Annotated in this window: 19 protein-coding genes and 2 riboswitches; of the genes, 4 read left to right on the top strand and 15 right to left on the bottom strand. The window is 69.7% G+C overall.

The features are described from left to right. Nucleotides 1-10 precede the first annotated feature (10 nt). The 15 genes from cobO to EV643_RS13385 form a co-directional block, all read right to left on the bottom strand. Nucleotides 11-625 carry a cob(I)yrinic acid a,c-diamide adenosyltransferase gene (cobO, locus tag EV643_RS13450; protein ID WP_133800360.1) on the bottom strand — a complete coding sequence of 205 codons (615 nt, stop codon included), beginning with the start codon at nucleotides 623-625 and terminating at the stop codon, nucleotides 11-13. Beyond that, the gene (locus tag EV643_RS13445) at nucleotides 625-2661 is read right to left on the bottom strand and encodes a putative cobaltochelatase (RefSeq protein ID WP_133800359.1); all 2037 of its coding nucleotides are present in this window, start codon (nucleotides 2659-2661) and stop codon (nucleotides 625-627) included. The genes cobO and EV643_RS13445 overlap by 1 nt, the downstream gene beginning before the upstream one ends. Nucleotides 2662-2734: 73 nt before the next feature. Further along, a riboswitch (cobalamin riboswitch) is annotated at nucleotides 2735-2863 on the bottom strand. Between the two features lie 282 nt (nucleotides 2864-3145). Next, on the bottom strand, nucleotides 3146-3913 hold the full coding sequence (gene surE / locus EV643_RS13440; RefSeq protein ID WP_133800358.1) for a 5'/3'-nucleotidase SurE: 768 nt from the start codon (nucleotides 3911-3913) through the stop codon (nucleotides 3146-3148). 63 nt (nucleotides 3914-3976) lie between these two features. Continuing rightward, nucleotides 3977-4381 carry a hypothetical protein gene (locus EV643_RS13435; protein ID WP_133800357.1) on the bottom strand — a complete coding sequence of 135 codons (405 nt, stop codon included), beginning with the start codon at nucleotides 4379-4381 and terminating at the stop codon, nucleotides 3977-3979. Between the two features lie 108 nt (nucleotides 4382-4489). Continuing rightward, complete coding sequence (gene cobN, locus EV643_RS13430) at nucleotides 4490-8224, bottom strand: cobaltochelatase subunit CobN (RefSeq protein ID WP_133800356.1); 3735 nt, start codon at nucleotides 8222-8224, stop codon at nucleotides 4490-4492. 38 nt (nucleotides 8225-8262) lie between these two features. Then, nucleotides 8263-8391, bottom strand: a riboswitch (cobalamin riboswitch). Nucleotides 8392-8444: 53 nt separating this feature from the next. Next, a complete protein-coding gene (locus tag EV643_RS13425; protein ID WP_133800355.1) occupies nucleotides 8445-9908 on the bottom strand; it encodes a vanadium-dependent haloperoxidase in 1464 nt (487 codons plus the stop codon). Nucleotides 9909-10000: 92 nt separating this feature from the next. Further along, nucleotides 10001-10438 (bottom strand): hypothetical protein, encoded by a 438-nt coding sequence (locus EV643_RS13420; protein WP_133800354.1) that lies wholly within the window; start codon nucleotides 10436-10438, stop codon nucleotides 10001-10003. Nucleotides 10439-10621: 183 nt separating this feature from the next. Continuing rightward, the gene (locus EV643_RS13415) at nucleotides 10622-11236 is read right to left on the bottom strand and encodes a hypothetical protein (RefSeq protein ID WP_133800353.1); all 615 of its coding nucleotides are present in this window, start codon (nucleotides 11234-11236) and stop codon (nucleotides 10622-10624) included. A 377-nt stretch (nucleotides 11237-11613) separates the two neighbouring features. Then, nucleotides 11614-12588 carry a DUF3500 domain-containing protein gene (locus EV643_RS13410; protein ID WP_133800352.1) on the bottom strand — a complete coding sequence of 325 codons (975 nt, stop codon included), beginning with the start codon at nucleotides 12586-12588 and terminating at the stop codon, nucleotides 11614-11616. Between the two features lie 60 nt (nucleotides 12589-12648). Next, entirely contained in the window at nucleotides 12649-12993 is a 345-nt protein-coding gene (locus EV643_RS44135; RefSeq protein WP_166665434.1) for a formylglycine-generating enzyme family protein, read from the bottom strand. A 46-nt stretch (nucleotides 12994-13039) separates the two neighbouring features. Further along, entirely contained in the window at nucleotides 13040-13447 is a 408-nt protein-coding gene (locus tag EV643_RS44130; protein WP_166665433.1) for a hypothetical protein, read from the bottom strand. A 151-nt stretch (nucleotides 13448-13598) separates the two neighbouring features. Then, nucleotides 13599-13925, bottom strand: coding sequence for a hypothetical protein (locus EV643_RS13400; RefSeq protein ID WP_133800350.1), 327 nt, complete (start codon nucleotides 13923-13925; stop codon nucleotides 13599-13601). Between the two features lie 92 nt (nucleotides 13926-14017). Further along, on the bottom strand, nucleotides 14018-16753 hold the full coding sequence (locus EV643_RS13395) for a helix-turn-helix transcriptional regulator (RefSeq protein WP_166665432.1): 2736 nt from the start codon (nucleotides 16751-16753) through the stop codon (nucleotides 14018-14020). Nucleotides 16754-16775: 22 nt separating this feature from the next. Then, nucleotides 16776-17456: a histidine phosphatase family protein gene (locus EV643_RS13390; RefSeq protein WP_133800348.1), complete on the bottom strand. Its 681-nt coding sequence runs from the start codon at nucleotides 17454-17456 to the stop codon at nucleotides 16776-16778. Then, the gene (locus EV643_RS13385; RefSeq protein WP_133800347.1) at nucleotides 17453-18424 is read right to left on the bottom strand and encodes a cobalamin biosynthesis protein; all 972 of its coding nucleotides are present in this window, start codon (nucleotides 18422-18424) and stop codon (nucleotides 17453-17455) included. The genes EV643_RS13390 and EV643_RS13385 overlap by 4 nt, the downstream gene beginning before the upstream one ends. Before the next feature lie 603 nt (nucleotides 18425-19027). Here EV643_RS13385 and EV643_RS13380 point away from each other — a divergent pair. The 4 genes from EV643_RS13380 (at nucleotide 19028) to EV643_RS13365 (ending at nucleotide 24159) form a co-directional block, all read left to right on the top strand. Then, a complete protein-coding gene (locus EV643_RS13380; protein WP_133800346.1) occupies nucleotides 19028-19840 on the top strand; it encodes a serine hydrolase in 813 nt (270 codons plus the stop codon). Next, nucleotides 19837-20904, top strand: a complete 1068-nt coding sequence (locus EV643_RS13375; RefSeq protein WP_133800345.1) for a mandelate racemase/muconate lactonizing enzyme family protein — start codon at nucleotides 19837-19839, stop codon at nucleotides 20902-20904. Before EV643_RS13380 ends, EV643_RS13375 begins: the two co-directional genes overlap by 4 nt. Then, nucleotides 20901-21767 carry a C40 family peptidase gene (locus EV643_RS13370; protein ID WP_133800344.1) on the top strand — a complete coding sequence of 289 codons (867 nt, stop codon included), beginning with the start codon at nucleotides 20901-20903 and terminating at the stop codon, nucleotides 21765-21767. Before EV643_RS13375 ends, EV643_RS13370 begins: the two co-directional genes overlap by 4 nt. A 289-nt stretch (nucleotides 21768-22056) precedes the next feature. After that, the gene (locus EV643_RS13365; protein WP_133800343.1) at nucleotides 22057-24159 is read left to right on the top strand and encodes a hypothetical protein; all 2103 of its coding nucleotides are present in this window, start codon (nucleotides 22057-22059) and stop codon (nucleotides 24157-24159) included. The last annotated feature ends 14 nt before the right edge of the window (nucleotides 24160-24173 follow it).

The raw sequence follows: 24173 nt of genomic DNA, 5'->3' as shown, positions 1-24173 counted from the left end.
GTCCGCGGGATCACCACTCGATTCCCTTCTGGCCTTTCTGACCTGCGTCCATCGGGTGCTTGACCTTGGTCATCTCGGTGACCAGGTCGGCCGCTTCGAGCAGTCGCGGGTCAGCGTTCCGGCCGGTGATCACGACGTACTGGTGACCCGGGCGATCGGTGAGCGTGGCAACGACCTCGTCGACGTCCACCCAGCCCCACTTCATCGGATAGGTGAACTCGTCGAGCACATAGAGATCATGCGTCTCCGCGGCGATCCGGCGCTGGATCTCCCGCCAGCCCTCCAACGCGTCGGCGGCGTGATCCTCCTCGGAACCGGCCTTGCGCGACCAGCTCCAGCCCTCGCCCATCTTGTGCCACTCGACCGGGCCGCCCTCACCCGTTGCCTCGTGCAACTTCCCGAGAGCACGGAAGGCGCTCTCCTCGCCGACCTTCCACTTCGCGCTCTTGACGAACTGGAAGACGCCGACGTTCCAGCCCTGGTTCCAGCCGCGCAGCGCCATCCCGAACGCCGCCGTCGACTTCCCCTTCATTTCACCGGTGTGCACCATCAGCAGCGGGCGATTGCGCCGCTGCCGGGTGGTCAGACCGTCCTGCGGTACGACGTTCGGCTGCCCCTTCGGCATCAGGCCGCCCTCCGTTCGGTGACCGCGCGGACCAGGTTGCCTGCGGCAACTTCACCGAGATCCAGGTACTCCGCGCCGAGGTCGGCGGCGAGTTCCGCGGCCAGGCCGAGCCGGACCCCCCGGCGTGGTTCGCAGTCCACCACGACCGATGCGATCCCTTGATGGCCGAACCGGGCGGCGACCAGCTTCGCGCGGGAGAAGGCGCTCTCTCCGTGGGTGGCGCGGCCGTCGGTGACGAGCACGAGCAGCGGACGTCTGCGGGGATCGCGGATCGCGGCGATTCGCAGTACGTCGGCTGCTTGCAGGAGGCCTTCGGCCAAGGGGGTGCGGCCGCCGGTCGGGAGGGTCTCGAGGCAGCGTACCGCGGTCTCCACGCTGCCGGTCGGCGGGAGCGCGACCGTGGCGGTGGCGCCGGCGAAGGTGACCAGGCCGACGGTGTCGCGGCGCTGGTAGGCGTCGAGGAGGAGGGAGACGATCGCGGTCTTGACCTCGCCCATCCGCTTCTTCGTGCCCATCGAGCCGGACGCGTCGACACAGAAGAGGACGAGGTTGCCCTCGCGGCCTTCGCGGACGGCCAGCCGTACGTCGTCCGGGCGGACCGCGAGGCCCGGGCCGGAGCGACCACGGCTGTGCTGGTGGGGCGCGGCGGTGCGGATCGTCGCGAGCAGGTGCGGACGGCCCGACTCGCGGCCGACCCGAGCCCGGGCCCCAACGACCCGCCCGACGTCGGTGATCGCCCGAGAGCGCCGTCCCGCGACGCCCGACCCGGTGGACTGGACGCTCAGCAGGCGAGCTTTGTACGGCTCGGAGCTCCCCGCAACCTGCCCAGCCAGCGCAGAACCGGGCGCATCGGGGCGGTCCGCCTGGTCGTCGGGGGCGCCGTTGGCTGCCCGATCGGCCGGATCGGCGTCGGCGCGATCGTCGGCCCGGCTGGGCTCGGATGCGCTGTCGTCCGGCGACTCACCGCCGTCCGGTCCTCCGTCTGGGTCTGGATCGTCGTCTGGGTCTTCGGGGGGCATGCTGTCGTTGATTGCCTGCTCCAGCTGGTCTTCGTCCAGGCCGGGGGCGTCGAACGGGTTGCGGCGTTTGCGGTGCGGGAGGGCCAACTTCGCCGCCGCGCGGACGTCGTCCACCTCGACGACCGTCCGGCCGGACCAGGCGGCGTGGGCGACCGCAGTACGGGCGGTGACCAGGTCGGCGCGCATGCCGTCGACGTCGAACGCCGCGCAGATCTCCGCGATCTGCCGGAGCGCCGCGTCGGTGAGGATCACCTCGGACAGCAGGTTCTGCGCCTTGACGATCCGCTCGGCCAGCTCCCGCTGCGCGGCGTCGTACCGGCTGACGAAGGCGACCGGGTCGGCCTCGTACGCGAGTCGCGCGCGCATCACCTCGACCCGGACGGCCGGGTCCCGGCTCGCGACCACGTCGACGGTCAGGCCGAACCGGTCGAGCAACTGCGGCCGGAGTTCACCCTCCTCCGGGTTCATCGTGCCGACGAGGACGAATCGGGCGGGGTGGGTGACCGAGACGCCGTCGCGCTCGACGGTCGCGCGGCCCATCGCTGCGGCGTCCAGCAGTACGTCGACCAGATGGTCGTGCAGCAGGTTCACCTCGTCGACGTAGAGCAGACCGCGATGCGCCGCCGCCAGCAACCCCGGCTCGTACGCCGTGACGCCTTCGGCCAGCGCACGTTCGAGATGCAGCGAACCGAGCACCCGATCCTCGGTCGCCCCCACCGGCAACTCCACCAACCGAGCCGCCCGCACCACAGCATTCAACGAGTCATGCGGACCGTCTGGACAAGTCGCGTCTGGGTGAGCTGGATCGCAGGAGAAGCGGCAGCCGGCCACCACGTCGACCGGGGGAAGGATCTCCGTCAGCGCCCGGACGGCGGTCGACTTCGCCGTGCCTTTCTCGCCGCGGATCAGCACGCCACCGATCGCCGGTGAGACCGCCGCGAGCACGAGAGCCAGCTGCAGGTCCGCCATCCCGACGACGGCGGTGAACGGAAACCCATTGGCCGGAGCAGACCGCATCAGCGGCGTATCCCTTCGTCCAGCGGGTGTCCACGCCCGCAACGGCACCTGGTACGCCGGGCACGCAGACCGCGCTCCCCGGCGGACGGCAGCGGATGTCCTGGCTTCCGGGGTCGTACCCCGGTCACAGTGGCGGGACCGCCCCGGACTCCCGGCCGAAGCCGGTCACCGGTGTTCCTCCACAACCGTCCGCCCGATCATGGCACACCACTCCCCAATCCCCACCGCCGCCTCCATCCAGCCCCCCACCCGCGGTCGGGCCGGCGGAGCGGGGACGGATCGGGGGAGCTTGAACAACAAGCGGTGACCTTGAACAAGGCACAGCTAGTTCAAGCTCCCGGCTTCTTGTTCAAGCTCCCGGCTAGTTGTTCAAGGTCACGGTGAGCCAAGGTCCCGACGAGTTGGCCAAGGTCCCGGTGAGTTGGCCAACGACGTGACCCGGCGCCGCGTCACCTTGCCGGCGACCCCTGCGGTCAGGAAGGGATCACCGGTAGCTGGAGAGACGTTTGGCCAGGGCGGTGGCGGCGGCGTCGTCTTTGACCTCGCGGATGCCGATGATCGGCGTGACCGTGACGAAGCCCGCGGCCAGGAGGGCTTCGTCCGAGTCCGGGACGGGGTCCGGGCGGCGGGGCTCGAGCACGATCATCGGCTCGCCGGTCGGGGCTGTGGCGCCGCTGATCCGGGACCGCTTGATCGGGGCCAGCGAAGCGTGCCGTACACCGGCCAACTGGTCGAGCGGACGGTCAGGCACGTTGATGGTCAGAACGGTCCCGGCCGGCTCCGGCACGATCCAGGTCAACGCCTCGGCCGCAACCGCTGCCGAGGTCGCCCAGTGGTCCGGGTCGTCGGAGTCGATGCTGATGGCAACCGCCGACGTACCCTGGCCGGCCGCGGTCAGGCCCGCGGCCACGGTGCCGGAGTGGAAGATCGGTACGCCGATGTTGTGGCCACGGTTGATCCCCGACACGACCAGGTCCGGCGCCGCCCCGAACGCCCCGACGGATGCCAGTGTCACCGCGAGCGCCGGCGTACCGTCGATGCCGTGGTAGGTGATGCCGCCCTCTTCCTCCAGGGCTGTGCGGATCGGCCGCCCGACCATCCCGGCCCGGGCCGATCCGACGCCACTCTGGTCGTCCATCGGCGCCACCACGAGCACCTCGTGGCCGAGCTCGGCGATCGCCGGCGCGAGCGCCCGGATCCCCGGGGCCTGGTAACCGTCGTCGTTGGTGATCAGGACTCGCAGAGGGGCCATACCCCCACCCAATCACACCGGATCAACCACCGTCCGCGATGTCACCTTCTGTTTCCGGAACGGTCAGCGGAGGCGCATTTGCTCCGAGTCCTGAGCTTGGGTGGTCTGGCCGGTTGCCGGATCCAGCACCAGCACGAAGGCGCTGGCCTGGGCTGCGCCGGGCTGGAACAAGCCGTCGACCAGCGTTCCCGCGAGGTTGAAGACCTGGTTCCGGCCGTCGCAGGTGAGCGGCAGGCCCACCTGGACGAAGCTGCCCTGCGAAACCGTGACGAACGCTTCGAGTACCTCGAGACCCGGCTCACACCGGGCGGTGGCACGGAAGGTCACCGTCCTGCCGCCGTCGGTCAACCTGCCGACCTTGGCCACATCCACATTCACCCGCGAAGCGACAGCTGCAGCCGGACCCACCGTCACGAGCCCGGCGAGCAGCAGCATGAAGGCCGCCCCCACAGCGATGATTCTGCGCATCTCCGCCCTCCCTTCGGGCAGTACGCCAACCCCATCACCATTGCACCGCGACCCCCGCGAGACAACGGGCCGGGAGCCAACAGCGCGGTGCAGTTGCCGGCCGTTCTTTCAGCCGCGGTCTTCGATGTCGCCTTCGGTTTCCAGGACTGCGGTGCGGAGAGTGTTCAGGGCTTCCTCGCTGGGTGATGACCAGAGTCCGCGTTGGGCCGCTTCGAGGAGGCGTTCGGCGATTCCGTGCCGGGCCCAGGGGTTGGACTTGCGGAAGAACTCGGCGACCTCGGCGTTGGCGACGTACTCGGTGGTGAGGGTCTCGTACATCCAGTCGTCCACCACGCCCGCGGTCGCGTCGTACCCGAAGAGGTAGTCGACCGTCGCGGCCATCTCGAAGGCGCCCTTGTACCCGTGCCGCTGCATCGCGGTCATCCAGCGCGGGTTGACCACCCGGGCCCGGAACACGCGCTTGGTCTCCTCCTCCAGCGACCGGGTCTTCACCTGGGCCGGGACGGCGGAGTCGCCGATGTAGGCCTTCGGGTTGGACCCGGTCAGGTGCCGGACCATCGCGACCATGCCGCCGTGGTACTGGAAGTAGTCGTCGGAATCCATGATGTCGTGCTCGCGGGTGTCCGCGTTCTTGGCGGCGACCTGGATCCGGGCGTAGGCGCGTTCCATCGAGCCGCGTGCCTCCGCGCCGTCCAGGTCCTTGCCGTAGGCGAAGCCGCCCCAGACGGCGTACACCTCGGCGAGCTCGGCGTCGGTCCGCCAGTTCCGCGCGTCGACCAGCGGGAGCAGGCCGGCGCCGTACGAGCCGGGCTTCGAGCCGAAGACGCGGGCGGTGGCCGATCGCAGGTTGTTGCCCTCCGCAACGTCAGCCTGTACGTGGGCGTGCAGGTAGTTGTCGGCCGCATCCTCATCCAGCCCGGCCACTGTGCGGACCGCCTCGTCGAGCAGCGAGACCACATGCGGGAACGCGTCCCGGAAGAAGCCGGAGATGCGCACGGTCACGTCGACCCGCGGCCGGCCGAGCTCGGCGATCGGTACGACCTCGAACCCGGTCACCCGCCGGGACGCCTCGTCCCACACCGGGCGGCAACCGAGCAACCAGAGGACCTCAGCCAAGTCATCGCCCTGAGTCCGCATCGCCGACGTGCCCCAGACCGTCAGGCCGACCGATCGCGGCCACTCCCCTGTCTCGGCCTTGTGACGGGCCAGCAGCGAGTCGGCCAACGCGACCCCGACGTCCCACGCGTTGCGGCTCGGGATCGCCTTCGGGTCGACGGCGTAGAAGTTCCGTCCGGTCGGCAGCACGTTCACCAGACCGCGCGTGGGCGACCCCGACGGGCCCGCCTCGACGAACCGCCCGTCCAGCGCACGCAGTACGTTGGTCAGCTCGTCACCGGTCCGCGCCAACCGCGGCACGACCTCCGTCGCGGCGAAGGTCAGCGACGCGGCGACAGCCTCGGACTCCCGGCCGAGCACCTCGGCGATCACGACAAGCACCTTGGTGGCATCCCAGCTCAGCGTCTCCATGCCGAGAACGAGCTTGCGAGCGACCGCCTCCAGCAGATCGACCCCATCGGCGCCGGACACGGCCGGGAGGTCGGCCAGCGTCGCGAGCTCGGCCAACTCCGGCACCGGCTTGCCCGGATCGGCCAGCATCGCAGCCTCGTCGACACCGAACGTCTCGCCGAGCGCCTTCCGCAAACCCGGTACTGCGCCCGCCTTGCCGCCCCACATCTGCGCGGCCCGCAGTACGGCGAGCACGAGGTTGACGCGCGCCTCACCGTCGGGGCCACCACCGAGAATGTGCAGCCCGTCGCGGATCTGCACGTCCTTGATCTCGCACAGATACCCGTCCAGGTGCAGGACGAACTCGTCGAACTCCTCGTCGTCCGGCTTCTCGTCCGTGTGCAAGTCATGGTGCAGTTGGGCAGCCTGGATCAGCGTCCAGATCTGCGCCCGCAGCGTCGGCACCTTGTCCGGGTCGAGCGCCTGCACGGTCGCGTACTCGTCAAGCAGGTACTCCAGCTTCGCCATGTCGCCGTACGTCTCGGCGCGCGCCATCGGCGGTACGAGGTGGTCGACGATTACGGCATGGCCCCGCCGCTTCGCCTGAGTCCCCTCGCCCGGGTCGTTGACGATGAACGGGTACACCAGCGGCAGGTTCCCCAGTACGGCATCCGGCGCGCAGTCCGCGGCCATCCCGATGCCCTTGCCCGGCAACCACTCCAGCGTGCCGTGCTTGCCGAGGTGCACCACCGCGTGCGCCCCGAACCCGCCCTCCTCCGGCGATGCCTCCAGCCACCGGTACGCCGCGAGGTAGTGGTGCGACGGCGCCATGTCCGGGTCGTGGTAGATTGCCACCGGGTTCTCCCCGAACCCCCGCGGCGGCTGGATCATCAGTACTACGTTGCCGAACCGCAAGGCGGCCAACGCGATCGCCGGCTCCGGGCCGGACGTGTCCACATAGAGCGAACCAGGCGCCTCACCCCACGCCTCGGTCATTGCCTCCTGCAACGATTCCGGTGTCCGGCCGAACCACTGCTGGTAGATGGACAGCGGGATCTTCGCGACCGCACCCGCCAACTGCTCGTCGGTCAGCCAGTCGACGTCGTGTCCACCGGTCGCGATCAGCCGGTGGATCAGCCCGTCGGCTCCTTCGGCGCCCTGCAGTTCGTCGAGGTCGAGGTCCGGGCCGAGGTCGTACCCGGCCTCCTTCAGCTTGCCCAGCAGGACGACCGCCGAGGCGGGTGTGTCCAGGCCGACCGCGTTCCCGATCCGGGCGTGCTTGGTCGGGTACGACGAGAGGACCAGGGCGAGCTTTTTCTCCGCGGTGGGAACGTGTCGCAGCCGGGCCTGCGCGACCGCGATGCCCGCCAGCCGGGCGCACCGCTCGGGGTCCGGCTGGTAGCTCGCGATCCCCTCCGCGTCGTAGGCCTTGAAGGAGAACGGGACGGTGATCAGCCGGCCGTCGAACTCCGGGATCGCCACCTGCGTCGCGGCGTCCAGTGGACTGATCGCCGCATCGCTCTCCAGCCACTGCTCGCGCGTCGAGGTGAGCGCGAGGCCCTGGATCAGCGGGATGTCGAGGGAGGCCAGCGCGCCCGCGTCCCAGGCGTCGTCCGCACCGCCCGCGCTCGCGTTGGCAGCGACGGTGCCACCGGCCGCGAGCAGGGTGGTGACGAGCACGTCGCACTGGCGGAGCAGGTCGAACAGCCCGGCATTCTCCTCGCTCGACGGATCGAGGCCGCGCAACGTCCCGCAGTACACGGGCAGCGCGCGAGCGCCGGCGGACTCGACGGCGTCGGCCAGGACGTCGACGAAGGCGGTGTTGCCGGAGATCTCGTGCGCGCGGTAGTAGACGATGCCGACCACTGGGCGTCCGTGTTCTTCGCTGGCTGCGCTGGTTTCGCGGCCCGCGCGGATGCCGTACGACGGGAGGGTCTGTGGCGGGTCGAACGCGTCACCGGTGAGCAGCAGGGTGTCGCGCAGGAAGCCGGCCAGGTTCCGGAGGTTCTCCGAGCCGCCTTCGCGTAGGTACGCGAGCGCCTCGGTCACGGCACCGGCGGCGACCGTCGACAGCGACATCAGCTCGGCGTCGGGGGCGGCCTCACCACTGAGCACCACCGTCGGGATACCGGTGGAGATGACGGCGTCGAGGCCCTCCTCCCAGGCGCGGCGGCCGCCGAGCAGGCGGACCACGACGACCTCGACGCCGTCGATCAGGGAGGGCAGGTCACCGAGGTCGAGCCGGGCCGGGTTCGCGACCTTCCATCCGGACCGGGCCTGCGACGCGGCCAGCAGATCGGTGTCGGCGGTGGAGAGCAGCAACAAGTTCGCGGGCATGCGCGGCCGGTCCTTCCTCGGGGTGTCCACGCCCCGGGTGGGCAGTACGACGGCAGCAGTTCCTGACTCCCGCGCGAACGCGGTCACAGTGGCGGGACCGCCCCGGACTCACACCGGGTTCCTGCTGTACGCCGTCGATGACGAGCCGATGCTAGCGGACCTGTGGTGTGGCTGCGCCAGGTGAGCCTGCGATCCCGACGGTTGGCGGCGTTCACCTTGGTCAAGCCGCGCCTGCGAAGTAGCGCTGCGCCAGGTGCCAGGCAATCTCGGCACAGGCCCGACCGGTGTCGCGGGCGTCAAGGTCGCCCTGCTGGAAGTGGATACCGCCGTACCGTCGCGACAACCCGGCTTGGTTGGCGGCGTCGGTGAACGTCGCCCACCGAAGGGTTACGTCGCGCGCCGGGACCGCGTTCGGCTCCACGGTCGATGAGCCGGCCGGGATGACGGCCGAGAAGCCGAACCGGTCGCTGCCGGTGAAGAGCCGCAAGACTCCCGCGCCGGCAGCACTGAAGTTGCTGTGCCCCGACGCGTACTCACCGAAGGGAGGGGTCGGAAATGTCGGCAACTGGTACGGCCACCAGTCACCGCCGTCGATGAGCTGGACTCCTCGGAAGGGGCCGGCCCAGGCACGCACACGTTGCCCGTGGAAGAGGTAGCGGATCGCCGTGATCGGACGCACCGAGTCGTAGAAACGCTTGTTGTCCCAGGCAACGATGCCCGCGTCGAACATGGCGTTGTTGAGAGCGAAGAACATCTTGATGTCGGCCGCGATGCCGTGCCGGCCGATGCCGTGGTGGTCTCGATGGGACACGTTCTGCGCGAAGAGATTCCAGTGGCCCGGGGGCAATGCGCTGGACGGCCCATCAGTCCAATACTCCGCGATGACCTTCTGCTCGTCGGTGAGGTGTGCATTGATGTCGAGTAGCTCGAGAGCCTGCTCCCGATACGCCGCGGTGCCGTAGACCGCAGGCCCGGTCGGCGACCGCATCGACGACCCCGATCGCACAGCGAACGGAAGCACGTGTCCCCAGTGCGGCGCAACGAAGCCCGGAGTGACGAGATCGCCTCGTGAGTTGACATAGCGCAGCGGTTGCCAGCGGCTCGGATCGCGTACGGTCGACGCGTCGAAGGGCTGGGTCAGATCCATCGGCTCGTTCGCGGCACGGTAGCCGGTGATGTCGGAGTAGGGGACGCCCGGTGTGCCGGCGGGGTCGTCGCCGAGCTGGTTGGAGCCGTCGCGATGGCGGAAAGACAGAACGGCGGCGCATGCCACGTTCCCTACCCCGGCCGGCGAACCAAGGTCGGTTGTGATGTTCGCCGGGTCGTGCCCGAGCCGCGCCATGAGCGGGTCGAACACCGATACGCGGGACGCGGGGAAGAGATCAACGGCCGCCCGGTAGGCCGCGAAGCTGCTTGCCTCGACCTGATGTTTCAGCGTCCGCTCGCCCGCTGGACGACGTAACCCGCCGCCGTAGCGTGTGCCGACCGCAACCCGGTCGTAGGCCGCCCACGCGTCGTACATGCACGTGTGCACAATCGCCAGCGCTCGGGCAGTCATCGGCGGCCCGAGCTGGGAGTCGCGGACACCCTGCAGCGCCGCTTCATTCCACAGCAGGACGACGTTGTCAGGCGTCGACGCGCCGGCGTCGCCGGTAGTCGTCAGGCCGAACAACACCGTCGCCATGACCCCGGCGGTGCGGAGCGAGGCGCATCGCCTGGGCCATGACTTGTGATTCACCATCACCGACCTCCGAGCCTGGTCGGACCGCCGGCGGATCAGTGGACGTCGATCCGGCCATTGAGAACGGACTCCGTCGGCAGCACGAACTCAAACGGCGTAAGCAGCGTGAGTTGGAGCGTGCCCTCGCCCGGCCCGCCCTCCGTGACGACCACGAGGAAGGTCGCCGGTGACTTGCCCTGGTTGCCAGTCTGGAACATGCCAGTGCCTTCGAAGGTGACCTCGTCGCCGGCGAAGGTCGCGTCCGTCACCCGACCCCGCACGGCCATCAGATCGAAGCCGGGAAACTCCGACGCGCCGGCCATCAGACAGTTGAAGTGCCCGGTCACCGACCCATCGGCGTGACGCGACACCTGGAAACCGAACTGCGAGAACGGCGTCACACCGTCGACGGTGCCCCGCCCGCCCCCGTTCACCATTTCCGGCGCCGCTGCCTGCACCGGCGCCGCCACCAGCATCACCGCGGCCAGGACCACGGCGGTTAAAGCCAACACTCGTCTCATCTGCGCCTCCCCAGCGCGAGGAGCACGTCAGAGCCCTGGCGGACACCGGGTCAGCAGGCCAGCCCAGCCGGCCCCGTGCCCGCCTACTCTGCCATCACTCAGGGATGAAATCGGTAAACCCGCTTTCTACGGTCTTGTTGAAGTTGAGTCTTCAAATCAGTCGTCGGAGTTGTTGTCCAGCACGTGGAACAGCGTGCGGTTGCCGTTGCCCGGTGGCGCGGGAGGTGGCTCCGGGTTCCAGTACGCCGCGTTTCCCTTGGTCGTGGTGATGCCCTCGAAGAGCGTGTCGGGAGAGCCCACCAAGTGGCAGCTGACGGTCAGCACGCCCTTCTCGCCGGACGAGTACGTGACAGCCACCACGAGCAGCCCAGCGCGGGACGTACCGGGCGATCCGATGTCGTCGTTCGGGACTGGCGGCGTCCCAGGGGCCGAAGCGAACGACACGAACCGGGTCACGTCGTAGTCGCCGGTGCCGGTGACCACGCCAGCACTGTCGTACGTCGTCCAAGTCCCGCCGCCGGTGGCGCGCTTTCCGACCCGCGAGTCGGCGTCGAACCGACCGGAGCCGGTCAAGGTGATCTTGGAACCATCACTCGCCCGGGCCGAGGCCTCTCCGCCCGCGAACACCGTCCCTGTCGTGAAGTTGATGTTGACGATGTCCCAACGCATTTTCCCGTTGTCGTCAGATTTGGCTGATCCGGATGCACCGGTGAGCAGCACCAGTGCGACGGAGACTGCGGCAATCAAGCCCAGCAGCCGTGTGCCCTTCATGGCTTACCCCCTTCTTGTCCACACGGAAGCCTGCACGCGACTACGCAGCGTATGGCGACCCCCCAGGTCGATGGCGTGCTCACGGCAGACGAAAATCGACACGGCCGGCCATGGTGACCAGATGGCTACCCGACGCGACACCCGCCCATTGTGGCTCTGCCACTTGTCGTCAATGCGTCGGCGTTACCGAGGCGGAGACTTCCTCGGCTCACGTGCGAGAGCGTCATGCCGCAGGATCGCTGAGTCGCCAGTGACGTTCGCCGGTTGTACACCTCGTTCCCGCTCTGGAGATCCGCCACCGGACGGTCAACCGAACGAAACCCAGCAAAGAATCTAGACCTCGTGAAAACCAGGTGCAATGGCTCGATCGGGAGGCGTTAGTGGCGACCTGTCGCGTAGTGGGCCGCCAGGAGGTCGGTGGCCCAGTCGTTGTGGAGGTCTCGCCAGACGGAGTGGATGTGGTTGGCGTTGTCCTGGGTGTTGTCGTATTCCGCGAGGAAGGTGGGGCCGGCGATCGAGTAGTAGTGGGCGGCGCCGCGTTCGGTCGAGCCGGCCCAGGCGAAGGTGAGTCGCTCGATGCCGTGGGCGGTGATGTCCTGCCAGGTCTGCAGGCCGATCGGGCCGGCCGCGCGTCCGACGTACTGGCCGATCAGCAGGCTGAGGAGCTGGCGCTGGTCCGCGGACATGTCGCCGTACGCGAGACCACGGTGCAGCAGCGACGCGTCGGCGACCGGGTCGTGCCGGGTGAGGATGTCGTCGGGCGCGGTGCCGGCGACGATGGCGAGCTCCCGCTGGCCGGGTTCGAGGGCGGCGAGCAGTTCGCGGGCCAGATCCTGCTCGGGGGCGAGGAACCGGCGGCCGGCGTACGGGCCGGTGCGGACCTCGGCCGGGTTCGAGCCGAAGAACTGCGGGGTGAACGAGATGGCGCCGTCGACCAGCGTCACGTGCAGCGCGAGATGGTGACCGTTGAGCCGCCAGGCCCACGGCTCGAATCCGGCCGGGTCGCCGAGCACGCGAAGGTAGTAGCGACCGCCAACCGTCGAACCGGCCCAGCCCCCGATCTCGGCGACCTCCATCGGATCGGCGAGGCCGCGCACGATGATCTCGGCCGCCATCACGGCGCGGAAATCGGCCAGGCCGCGTTCGCTGTAGACGAGTTCGAGCAGGCGCACCACGAGGGCCTCCTGCGCCGCGGTCAACTCGGTCAGCGGCAGGCCCGGGACGGCACCGGGCAGGTAGGTCCAGACCTGGTGATCGGGTGTGTCGAAGGGCGCTGAGATCTTCTTCAGTTGTTCCGGGGTCAGCGCGGCCAGCAGGTCCTGGGTTGCCGCGCGGATCTGGTCCACCACCATGCGATCGCTCCCGTCGAGTAGCCCTTCCTCAGGACCCTACCCGCCGCTCGCGGCCGACGCTCAGGCTTTCGCGGTGGCGGCGACGCGGAGGCCGATGGTGGCGTAACCGCCTGATGGATCACGGCCCTCGCCGCGGTACGTCGTACGGCAGCTGCGGCTGGTCGCGTACCACGAGCCGCCGCGTACTGCGTTGACGTCGAGCCCGGCCTCCGCGCCATTGGTCGCGATGATCGTGCTGCTCGTCCACTCGTAGCAGTTTCCGGCCAGGTCGTACAGCCCAGATGTGGTCGCCCCGGCGGGATAGGCGCCGACGGCAGTGGTGTGCCCGCCCTTGTCCGCGATGGTCTGGTAGACGTCGGTGTACACGAATCCGGTGTTGTCCGAGTGGTCGATCCAGCCCGACACTGAGCCGTCCGCGCCGATGGACAGGATCGACGCCAGCTCGACCGATTCACCAGCTCGCGTCGAACGATCGGTGTAAGTGGCTGTCTGGTGGTTCGCCAGCGAACTCGGCCCACTGCGCGTTGGTGACGAGCTTGGCGGCGAGGGCGTACTCGGCCTTGATCGGTGCGGCCTCGCCGGTGCTGTTCTGCTGGAGCCCCGTCGCGAAGGCGAGCTCGGTGTTGGCACCAAACTTGACCATCGACGTGGCGATGGAGGCGGCTGCCAGCGCTGAGGTTGCACCGGTTGAAGGAGTCGTGGAGGTCGCGGGTGTCGTGGCGGTCGCGCCGGCTTCGGCGGCGGTCTCCGCGCTGCTGCCGTTGGCGCCCGTGAGCAGCTCGCGACCGGGGCCGACGGCAACCGCTGCGCCGGCGGCGAGCACCACAGCCCCGCCAATGAATCGTCGCCGACCGATCATGTTCGTCCTCCTTGCTCAGCGACCCCGGTTGGGAGCCGATGACCATGAAGCTACGGAGGCAGCCTGTCCGCCGGCTAAGTCCCGGCTGGGAGGTTCCTCCGAACGCAGCGCCCCTGCCTGCGCACGGGCGCTGCGTCGATGGTGGTGCCGGTCAGTGCGTGGCGAGCGAGGCGCAGAACGCGGCGAGTTGCTCCTCGGTGAACCCGTGGCTCATCAGGAACTCCATTTCCGCGACCGTTCCGAGGTGGCCGCCGGGGTTGAACGAGCCGCCGAAACCGCCGGGCAGCGCGGCCCCGTCCGGCAGGGTCGCGCCGTCCAGCGCACCACTGGCGATAGCGCTGCGCAGCGGGCCCAGACAGCCGGAGTAGTTGACGGCAAAGTCGTTCGCCGGGGTGTCCGCGGAAGCCATGACCGGGGCGGCAAGCCCCAGACCGAGGACGGCCGCGGTAGTGAGGATCGCGCGGGTGATGATGCGCATGATGGGGAACTCCTTCAGTTGTATCGGCCCGGGTGGCCGGTGACTCCTTCGAAGCTAGGAGCGCGACCCCGCCGCTCGCGTCGGGGAAACCCCTACGCCTGTCGCTGCGCCGCGTGCGCCAGTTGAGCGGCGAGTTGAGTGCGGGAGGCGACTCCGAGCTTGCGGTAGACGCGAGTCAGGTGAGCTTCGACGGTCTTCGGGCTGACGAAAAGGCTGATCGCGACATCGGTGTTGCGTGCCCCGTCGGCCACCAACAGGGCGATCTGCAGCTCCTGCGGCGTCAACTGGCGCCGCGGGTCGTCCGTACGCCGCTGCAGAGTCTCACCAGTCAGCCGCAGCTCGCTGCGCGCGCGATCGGCCCAGTACGCCGCGCCCCGCTGCTCGAACATCGTCCACGCGGTGCGGAGGTGATCACGTGCGGCCGATCGTCTGCCCTGCCGGCGCAGCCGCTCCCCCAGGCACAACAATGTGCGCGCCTGCTCGAGCGGCGCATCGACGCTCCCGTACGCCGCGAGCGCGTCGCCGAAGCAGGCCTCGAACTCACCGTCCGACGCAAGTAGACCGCGACAGCGGGCGGCAACGGCCAGCACGCTCGCAGCCTTCCGGGGCCGACCATAAGCCTCCAGACGTTCGACGAGACGCATCGCCTCCTCGACCTGACCGCAACGCGCCAAGGCCTCGGCGAGATCACCCTCGACCGCGAAGGTCCGGGGCTCCGTCACGCCGCCGTCGGCCAGCGAATCCACCGCCGGCGCCAACTCGTCGACGGCGTCCTGGTACCGGCCCGAAGCGAGCGCCAAGGTGCCCAAGGCAGCTGCACAGGTGACTTCGAGCTCCGCGGCCGGTTGTGGATCGGCCCGCCTGACCTGCTCGGCGTGCGCCCTGCAGTCGATCCCCCGGCCGAGATCGGCCTCGACTCTGGCAAGCCCGGCAACGGCCGTCGCGAGCTGAACCGGCTCGTCGAGCTGCTCGGCCAAAGCACGGGCCTCGTCCGCCTGGACCAGAGCCTGATCGAGGCGACCGGCGCGACGCGAGGCCTCGGCCGCGTTCGTCAGGGCATTGGTGAGCATCCACAGATCACCATCGGCGCGGCACAGCTCGACCGCCCGGCTGAGCACCCGCTCGGCATCCGCGGACCGGTCCAGCCAGCCCAGCACCGGACCGAGCATCGCCAGCGCCGTGACGTCATCAGTGCCCTCGGCAACCTCTGTCGCCGCTGCCGTCAGCTGCGCACCGTCGACCGTCTCGCCGGCCATGACCAAGATGTAGGCGACTTTGAAGCTCACCACGAGCGGCTGAGCCCGGCGGCCGATCAGCTCCCAGGCCCGCCGTGCGTAAGGCAACGCCGCGGCCGGCCGGCACGACGCACCGAGACCGACGACTGGGTATGCCAGCAGTTTGGCGGCCCGCTCGACGTCGTACGCCGCGACCCGGTCGGCCGCCCGCTGTAACCGTTCCGGTGGCTCGGGCCGGCCACGCCACAGCGAAATCCGGGCGCGTTCGTGTTCCGCATCCGCGCGGAGCAGGGGATCCGTGGTGAGCGCGAGCACGGCCTCCAGGTACTGCTCCGCGATCGAGTGACGCCCGGCGCGGAACGCCGCCACAGCCGCGAGATACGTCCGCTCGGCGCGTGGTTCGGCATCGGTGCTGAGGCGCGCCGCGAGCTCGAAGGCACGGCTCTCCGCCCACCGCCCGCCGCGGGCCCGCGCGAGGTCCGCCGTACGGGCCAGTTCGGCGGCCACCGTCTCGTCCGGGCCCGGTGCGGCCAGCGCGGCATGCCAGGCACGCATCTCCGCCTGCCCGGCCGGGAGGTTCGCCGCCACACACCGATGCGCGGACTTCCGTTCGGACAGTGTCGCCTCCTGGTGGACCACCGAACGGAGTACGGGATGCCGGAAGGTCAGTGCGGACGGGGTGGTGCGGACCAGCCCGTCCCGCTCGGCGGGATCGAGCGCTGACGGATCCCCGGTGAGAGCCGTGATCGCCGGCAGCAACTGCTCCGGTCCGGCTCGTTCGCTGACGGCCAGCACCAACAGCGCGGCCCGGGTAGTCGCCGGCAACGCGGCCAGCTTGCGGCGATAGATGCCGGCGATCTCGCCGCCGACCGGCAACGGCTCGGCCAACGGCGCCCGTCCCCTGAGCTCCTCGGGTCCGACGGAGCCGACCAACTCACGGAGGGCGAGCGGGTTGCCACCGCCGGCTCGCAAGAGTGCTGATGCCACCGGCCCCGGAAGCTCCTGTCCCGCCTGGGCAGTGAGCACCTCGCGGGCCGCAGCGCCGTCGAGGCCCGGGAGCGGTAGCGCCGGGATCCCGCGCGGCAGGTCGGAGGTGCCGTCCTGCTCGCGCGCTGCGAAGACCATGGCCACCCGCTCGGACTCGACCCGGCGAACCGTAAAGGCGAGGGCAGCCACCGAAGCGGCGTCGATCCATTGCGTGTCATCGATCAGGCAGAGCACGGGCCGCACTGCCGCGGCTTCTGAGAGCAGGGTCAGGACGGCAGCGGCGACAGCGAATCCGTCTAGCTCCCTGACCGGCGTCTCAGCGAACGCGGTACGCAGCGCAGCCTCCTGCCTCGGGGGCAGGTCGGCGACCCCTGCCGCCACCGGCCGCAGCAGCTCGAACAGCCCGGAGTAGGCCAGCTCCGTCTCGAGTTCGACACCGGTCGCGCGGAGAACCCGGAAGGAGTCCGCACGGGCGGCGGTGTCATCGAGCAGCGCGGTCTTGCCGATACCGGGCTCGCCCAGCACCAGCAACCCGCCGCCGGATCCGGCCCGCGCACTCGCCAGCAGGCGGTCGATCCGGGCTCGCTCCGCGTCCCTCCCCGGCAACACATCTCACCGTACAACTCGCTTACAGCCAGGCCGAGCGCTCCCGTTCGGTCGGTTTGTAGTCGGTCCACTGCTCGAACGGGCGATCCAGCTTGTAGCGGAAGTTCGGCTGCCTCAGCAGGACGCGCGTCTCCGCGTTGTCCGGGTTGCGCAGCGTCTCGAAGAACTTCACCGACCAGTGGAACCAGCGCATGCAGAACAACCGCATGGTCAACCCGTGCGACACCAGCAGCACGTTCCGCGGCGAGTCCGGCGTCTCGAAGTCCCGGTGCATCGTCTCCAGGAAGCTGGACACCCGGTCGTACACATCCGAGCCGGACTCGCCGTGGGTGAACCGGTAGAAGAAGTGCCCGTACGAGTCGCGCAGCTTCTCCTGCTTCTCGATGTCGTCGGTGTCCTGGAAGTTGGCCCAGTCCTGCTCGCGCAACCGCGGTTCCTCGCGGGCGATCCCGATCAGGTCGTCGATGCCGAGAGCGTCGAGCGTCTGCAGGGCCCGCAGGTACGGCGAGACGTAGACGCGGACGGGCTCGTCCTCGAACAACGTGCGCAGTCTCTTACCCGCCTCGGCCGCCTGCTCGTGACCATGCGGGGTGAGCAGGACCGCATGGTCGGGCACCCGTTCGTAGATCGACTTGTCCAGGTTCGCCTCGGACTCCCCATGCCGGATCAACGCGATCCGCATCGGCCGCTGACTCAGGTTCATCGGCGCTCGCGATCCTCTCGTTGCGTCCGAAGACGCGAGCGCTCCAGCCCTCGGTTCTTCGGACGCAAGGCAAGGATTGCGGCGAAGGCAGCCGCGGCGTAGGAGACGCGCCGGGCGAGGGCCGCGGTACGGCGTACGTCGGTGACCCCAGGCGTGAGTCCATCGCCGAGCGTGCCGCGATCCTCGACCTCGTCGCCGTAGGTGTTCGTCCCGCCCAGTCGGAGATCCAGCGCGGCCGCGAAGGAGGCCTCGACCGGTCCCGCGTTCGGGCTCGGGTGCTTGCCCGCATCCCGCTGCCAGATCCGCCACACGTGCGCCATGCGGCCCGACGTCAGACCGGTGAGGAATGCGCAAACACGTGCCGGAACAAGGTTGACGAGATCATCGAACCTGGCGGCCGCCCACCCGAAGTTCCGGTAACGGGCCGACTTGTAGCCGACCATCGCGTCCAGGGTGTTCGCCGCCCGGTAGCCGATCAGGCCGGGGATCCCTAGTAGCCCGCCCCAGATCAGCGGCGCCACGGTCGCGTCGGATGTGTTCTCGGCGACCGATTCCACCGTGGCGCGGGCCAATTCGTCCGCCTCCAGCTCGGTGGCGTCGCGACTGCAGAGGTGGCTCAACCTGGATCGGGCGGCCGGGATGTCCTTGTCCTCGAGCAGACCGCCCATCACCTCGGCCTCGCGTTCCAGACTCCGTCCGCCGAGCACGGCCCACGTGGCGATCGCGGTCAGCAGCGTCCGGGCGACCGGCCGATCCTTGGTGAGCCGCTCGGCAACCACACCGGCCGCGACCGTCGTCCCCACCAGCACCCCCGCGTACGCCGTACCAGCTCCCCGCGAGTCGGCATACACCCGCGCCTCCAGCCGCCCGGCCACCCGACCGAAACCCGCCACTGGGTGATACCGCCGCGGATCACCAAGAAGGCGATCAGCCGCAAACCCCAGAATCAACCCAAGTGCTCTCGACACCCCCCGAAGTCTGCCAGCTCCCCACCACTCCCTCCCCACCAAACCCCACCTTGAGCACCCACCAGTCAGCTTCCGCGCCGGATGACGGCTGGCCGGTGCCCAAAGCCGCCGCTGAGACGAGGCGCATCGGCGGGTGGGCTCGGGAAGCGGGGCAGCCCGGGGAGGTGGTCCAGCGGACACCTTGGGCACGGGCCAGGCACGATCCGGGCGGGCAGACGGCTGGCCCGTGCTCAAGGTGGTCGCCGGCAGGGACCTTGAGCACCCATCAGTCGGCTTCCGGGCCGGATGACGGCTGGCCGGTGCCCAAAGCCGCCGCTGAGACGAGGCGCATCGGCGGGTGGGCTCGGGAAGCGGGGCAGCCCCGGGGAGGTGGTCCAGCGGACACCTTGGGCACGGGCCAGGCACGATCCGGGCGGGCAGACGGCTGGCCCGTGCTCAAAGTGGTCGCCGGCAAGGACCTTGAGCACCGGCCAGTCGACTTCCGGGTGAGAAGACGACTGGCCGGTGCCCAAGGTCGCTGGGTCGAGGGGTTGGCGGCGGGGGACGTTGGGCTGGGCAGCCCGGGAGGGTGGGGCGGACGTGGGGTGTGGAAGGGTGATCGGCATGGGAATTGCGGACCTGCTGGGTGGGGTTGCCGGGGCTGGGGAGTTCGGGGTTTGGCTGGGGCGGCTTGATGGGGTGGCGGTGTTCGAGCATCAGGCTGAGCGGACGCATTACTCGGCCAGCACGATGAAGTTGCCGGTGGCGATCGCGTTGATGCGCAAGGTGGCAGCCGGTGAGCTGGCGCTGGACCAGCCGGTGATCGTGCGCAACGACTTCGCCTCGGCGGCCGACGGGCGGTTCGGGGTGAACCAGGACGAGGACGAGGCGCCGGCCACCTGGACCAAGCTGGGTACGCCGGTCGAGCTCGGCTGGCTCGCGACCGAGATGATCACGCTGTCCAGCAACCTGGCGACCGACCTGGTGCTCGAATGCGTCGGGGTGGACGCGGCGAATGCGGTGCTCACGGAGTACGGGTCCGGGCGGAGCGCGATCCGGCGTGGGATCGACGATCGGGTCGCGCAGGCCGCCGGGATCAGCAACGAGATGAGTCCGGCCGACCTGGCCGCCGTACTGGTTGCGGTGGGCAATGACAAGACGGCGGGCGGGGAGTACGTTCGCGACCTGCTGGCCGGGAACCAGTGGAACGGCGAGATCCCGGCCGGCGTGCCTGCCGGGACCCGGGTCGAGCACAAGAACGGCTGGGACACGCGGATCCGGCACGACGGCGGCATCGTCTACCCGCCGGACGCGGAACCGTTCGTGCTGACGGTGTGTACGACGTCGGAGCTGCCCGACGCGGAGGCGCAACGGCTGATCGCGTCGATCGCGACCGGGGCGTGGAACCACCGGAACAACCTGGAGGCGATCCGATGAAGATCAGCACCCAGCTCGTCTCGGCTCCCCTGCACACGCCGTTCGTGACCGCGCTGCGGACCGCCACCCACGCCGATTCGTTGCTGGTCTCGATCAGCGACGGCGACCAGACGGGTTGGGGCGAAGCGCCTCAGGTGTGGAAGGTGACTGGCGAGTCGCTGGCCGGTGCGCAGGCGTGTGTCGAGGGGCCGATCGCCTCCGCCTTGGACGGTTTGGGACCCGACGATCTGACCGAGGCGTTGCGCCGGGTTCAAGGGGCGGTCCAGGGCAACCACGGCGCGAAGGCCGCCGTCGACGTCGCTCTGCATGATCTCGCGGCTCGTCGTTGCGGGAAGACGCTGCACGGATTCCTGGGATCGACGGTCGATGTGATCCGGACCGACGTGACCTTGTCCGCAGGCGATCCGTCGGCGTTGGCGCAGGCCGCGATCGACCGGGTGAGCGACGGGTTCGACGTACTGAAGGTCAAGGTCGGAACGGGTGACGCGACCGCGGACTTCGAGCGCATCCGCCGGATCCGCGAGGCGGTCGGCCCGGCACCGCGGCTGCGGTTGGACGCCAATCAGGGCTGGACCCGGCGCGACGCCGTCACCGCGATCCGCGCGCTGGAGGACGCCGGCTGCGATGTCGAACTGGTCGAGCAGCCGGTCGCGGCCGCCGATCTGGAAGGCATGGCCTGGATCACCGATCGAGTCAGTACGCCGATCCTCGCCGACGAGTCCGTGTACGGCGTACGAGATCTGGTTGCCGTGATCCGGTTGGGCGCGGCCGATCTCGTCAACGTCAAGCTGGCCAAGTGTGGCGGACTGGGACCGGCCCGGACCCTGCTGGACCTCGCCCGCGAACACGGACTCGGCACCATGGTCGGTTCGATGATGGAGAGCCACGTCGGAGTCGGAGCGGCGGCCGCACTCGTCTCGGCGTACCCGACTTCCGCGGTGAACGACCTGGACGCGGCCTGGTGGCTGAAGGAGGCACCGGTCACCGGCGGGATCCGGTACGACGGGCCCGACATCCACTTGCCGTCCGATCCTGGACTCGGCGTGACAGGCTTGACCGTATGAAGCTAGCCGCCGCCAAGGTCCCGGTCAGCACCGTTTGGACCTCGCCCGACGCTCCCCGTGACCTCGATGCTCCCGCGGTCGCCGCCGCGCCCGATGTCGCCGCGTGGGCCAAGTCCATGGACACCGAGACTCGCCTCGGCCTGCACGGCCGGACCCTGACCCAGTTGCTGCTCGGCGAACCGGTGATGGTTCGCGCCGAACGGGACGGCTGGTCCGAGATCCTCGCACCGTGGCAACCGTCTTCAGCCGATGAGCTCGGCTACCCGGGCTGGGTGCCGTCGGCCCACCTGGGCGAACTCCCGGTCGCCGCGACCGACCCGATCGCCGTGCGCGTTCCGACCGCGGCGCTGATGGCCGAGCCCGGTGCCGGCGCGGTGGCCGAGCTCTCCTTCGGCACCGTCCTCGCGTCGGTCGACCATGCGGATGGGTTCACCAAGGTGGCACTGCCCGACGGCGGATTCGGCTGGCTGGACGATGACGCGACCCGCGCGGTCCAGGAGCCCGCCAAGGCCGAGGACCGGATCCAGCTGGGATCGCTGTTCCTGGGACTCGAGTACCTCTGGGGCGGTACGTCGGCGTACGGGCTGGACTGCTCGGGGTTGATCCACGCCGTCAGCCGCGTGCTCGGTCAGCGGATCCCGCGCGACGCGCACGACCAGGCGGCCGCGCTGGAGCAGCTGCCAGTGGACGAGGTGCAGCCCGGTGACCTCTACTTCTTCGCCCGCCCGGACCAGAAGATCCACCACGTCGGCTTCGTCTCGGCGCAGGGCATGCTGCACGCCTCCGAGACCGGCAAGCGCCTCGAGAACGAGGCCCTCACCCCCGAACGCCGGGCCACCCTGGTCGCCGCCGCCCGGCTCTGACCACGCTTCAGACACGGGCGACTTTCACTCAGTGATCACCGTCCGTTTCTTGACTCACGCTCTGTTGTGAGCGGCGCAATACTGCTACCGTCTGGCCAGCGCCCGGGGGGGTGCGCTGGGGAGGGGGGCATCGATCCACCTGCGTAATTGGTCGCTGACGCGGTGGGGAGCCAGAGCGAAACCGGCCTTGCCCAGTTGCCGAGTCATGGCCAACTGGAGGTTTGTGGTGTCAATCAGTGAGTCGCGCGCGGGGCGACGGAGTCGCGCCCGGAAGCGCCTGATCGTAGCCGTGGCGGCGCCGGCCTTGGCGGTCGCGACTGTGTCGGTGTCCATGTCGTCGGCCTCCGCTTCGGCGAGCTCGACGGCGACCGTCACGGACGGGGTGAACGGCGTCGTCTACGCCAGCACCCATATCGGCGATCGCACGATCATCGGTGGTTCCTTCACGTGGGCGGGACCGTCCACCGCGGGCGCAGTACCGGTCGACGGCACTACCGGCGTCCGGACCTCGATGCCTCGGGTGAACGGTACGGTAAATGCCGCCGCCCGCGACGGGTCCGGCGGCTGGTATGTGGGCGGGGTCTTCGAGTTCGCCGGCGGTTTCGTCCGCAACGGCGCTGCCCGGGTGACCTCCGCGGGCGTGGTGACGTCCTGGAACCCGCAGCCGACCGGCCAGATCCGCGCCATCGCGAGCGTGGGCAACGTCGTCTACCTCGGCGGGTCCTTCACCGCGATGGACGGTACGTCGAGGAGCGGTCTGGCCGCGGTCGACCGGGTCACCGGCGCGCTACTCCCCTGGAACCCAGGCGTCTCCGGAACAGTCTCCGCGTTGGCGGTCAGCGCTGACGGCACCACCGTGTACGTCGGCGGATCGTTCAGCGGTCTGGGTGGGCAGTCCCGGGCCAACCTCGGTGCCGTGGGCACCGATGGCACAGTCAGCTCCTGGGCGCCGGGCGTCAACGGTCCGGTCAACGCGCTGGCCGTCCAGGGCAGTGCTGTCTACGCAGGTGGTTCGTTCACCAGCGCCGGCGGTGCGGCCCGTACGAACCTGGCCGGCTTGGACGCCGCCGGTACTGCGCTCCCGTGGAGCGCCGACACCGACGGACCGGTCAACGCTCTCGCCAACACCTCGACGACCCTCTACCTGGGCGGACAGTTCAGCCTGGTAGGCGGGCTCGCGCGATCCAACCTCGGCGCGCTGGACATGGCCACCGGCTCCGTGACGTCCTTCGCTGGCGGGGTGGACGGTTCGGTCACCTCGTTGACGGTCAACTCGACCGCCACCACCGTGTACGCGGGTGGCACCTTCACTTCCGCTGCCGGGCAGACCCGGTTGCGGGCCGCGGCCTTCACGTCGGCTGGTGCACTGACCGGCTGGGATCCGCGCGCCGAGGCGACCGTCACCACGGTCGCGCTGTCCGGCGGAGCGGTGATGGTCGGCGGCAACTTCAGCATGCTGAACGGCTACCCGCGCACCAACGCCGCCGCCATCCGTGGCGACGGCAGCGTAGACCCGTCCTGGAACCCGTCGCCGAACAACACCGTGTACGCCGTGGCCGCGACGGCCGACGGCACCCGCGTCTTCCTTGGCGGCACGTTCACCTCGGTCGGCCCGTCGGCTCGCACGTACATCGCAGCCGTCGACGCCGTCACCGGAGCCACCGACCCGAACTGGACGAAGGCCGCGAACAACACGGTCCGCGCGCTGGCCGTGTCCGGACAGGTCGTCTACGCCGGCGGCTCCTTCACCCGGGCCGGCGGCGGTGACGCCATCCGGATCGCAGCCCTCACGGTCGCCAACGGCACACCAGTGCCCGGCTTCACGGCGGCGGCTCCGAACAACACCGTCAAGGCGCTCCTGACCTCACCCGACGGCACCAAGCTGTACGCCGTGGGCGGGTTCAACGCGGTCGGTGCATCGAGTCGACCGGGTGCCGCCCAGCTCGACGCGGCCACCGGTGCCCTCACGTCGTTCGCCCCGAGCGCCGGCGGCGCCGGGATCGCGGCGGCGCTGACGCCCGACGGTTCGCGCTTCTACTTCAGTACGACGTCCAACCGCACGTACGCCTACGACCCGGCCGGAGCTACGCCGAACAACCCGGTGCACACGATCCGTACCGGCGGCGACGTCCAGGCGATCGGCGCCTCGGCGACGGAGATCTACGTCGGCGGCCACTTCACCAACCTGCCGGTCGAACACCTTGCCCGGATGCACGCCGCCGCCTTCTCGGTCAGCACCGGTACGGCGACGGCCTGGGATCCGGGGCCGGACGGAATCATGGGCGTCTGGGCCATCAGCGTCACCGGTTCCACGGTCACCATCGGCGGCGACTTCCTCAAGGTCGGCGGCAAGACCCAACCCGGCTTCGCCCGCTTCGGCGGCACTCCGTAGTACCTCGCAAAAGG

Origin of the sequence: Kribbella caucasensis (assembly GCF_004361855.1) — a bacterium.
Taxonomy (GTDB): Bacteria; Actinomycetota; Actinomycetes; order Propionibacteriales; family Kribbellaceae; genus Kribbella; species Kribbella caucasensis.
The sequence above is the reverse complement of the archived record's forward strand: the minus strand, read 5'-3'. Positions and strand labels throughout refer to the sequence as shown.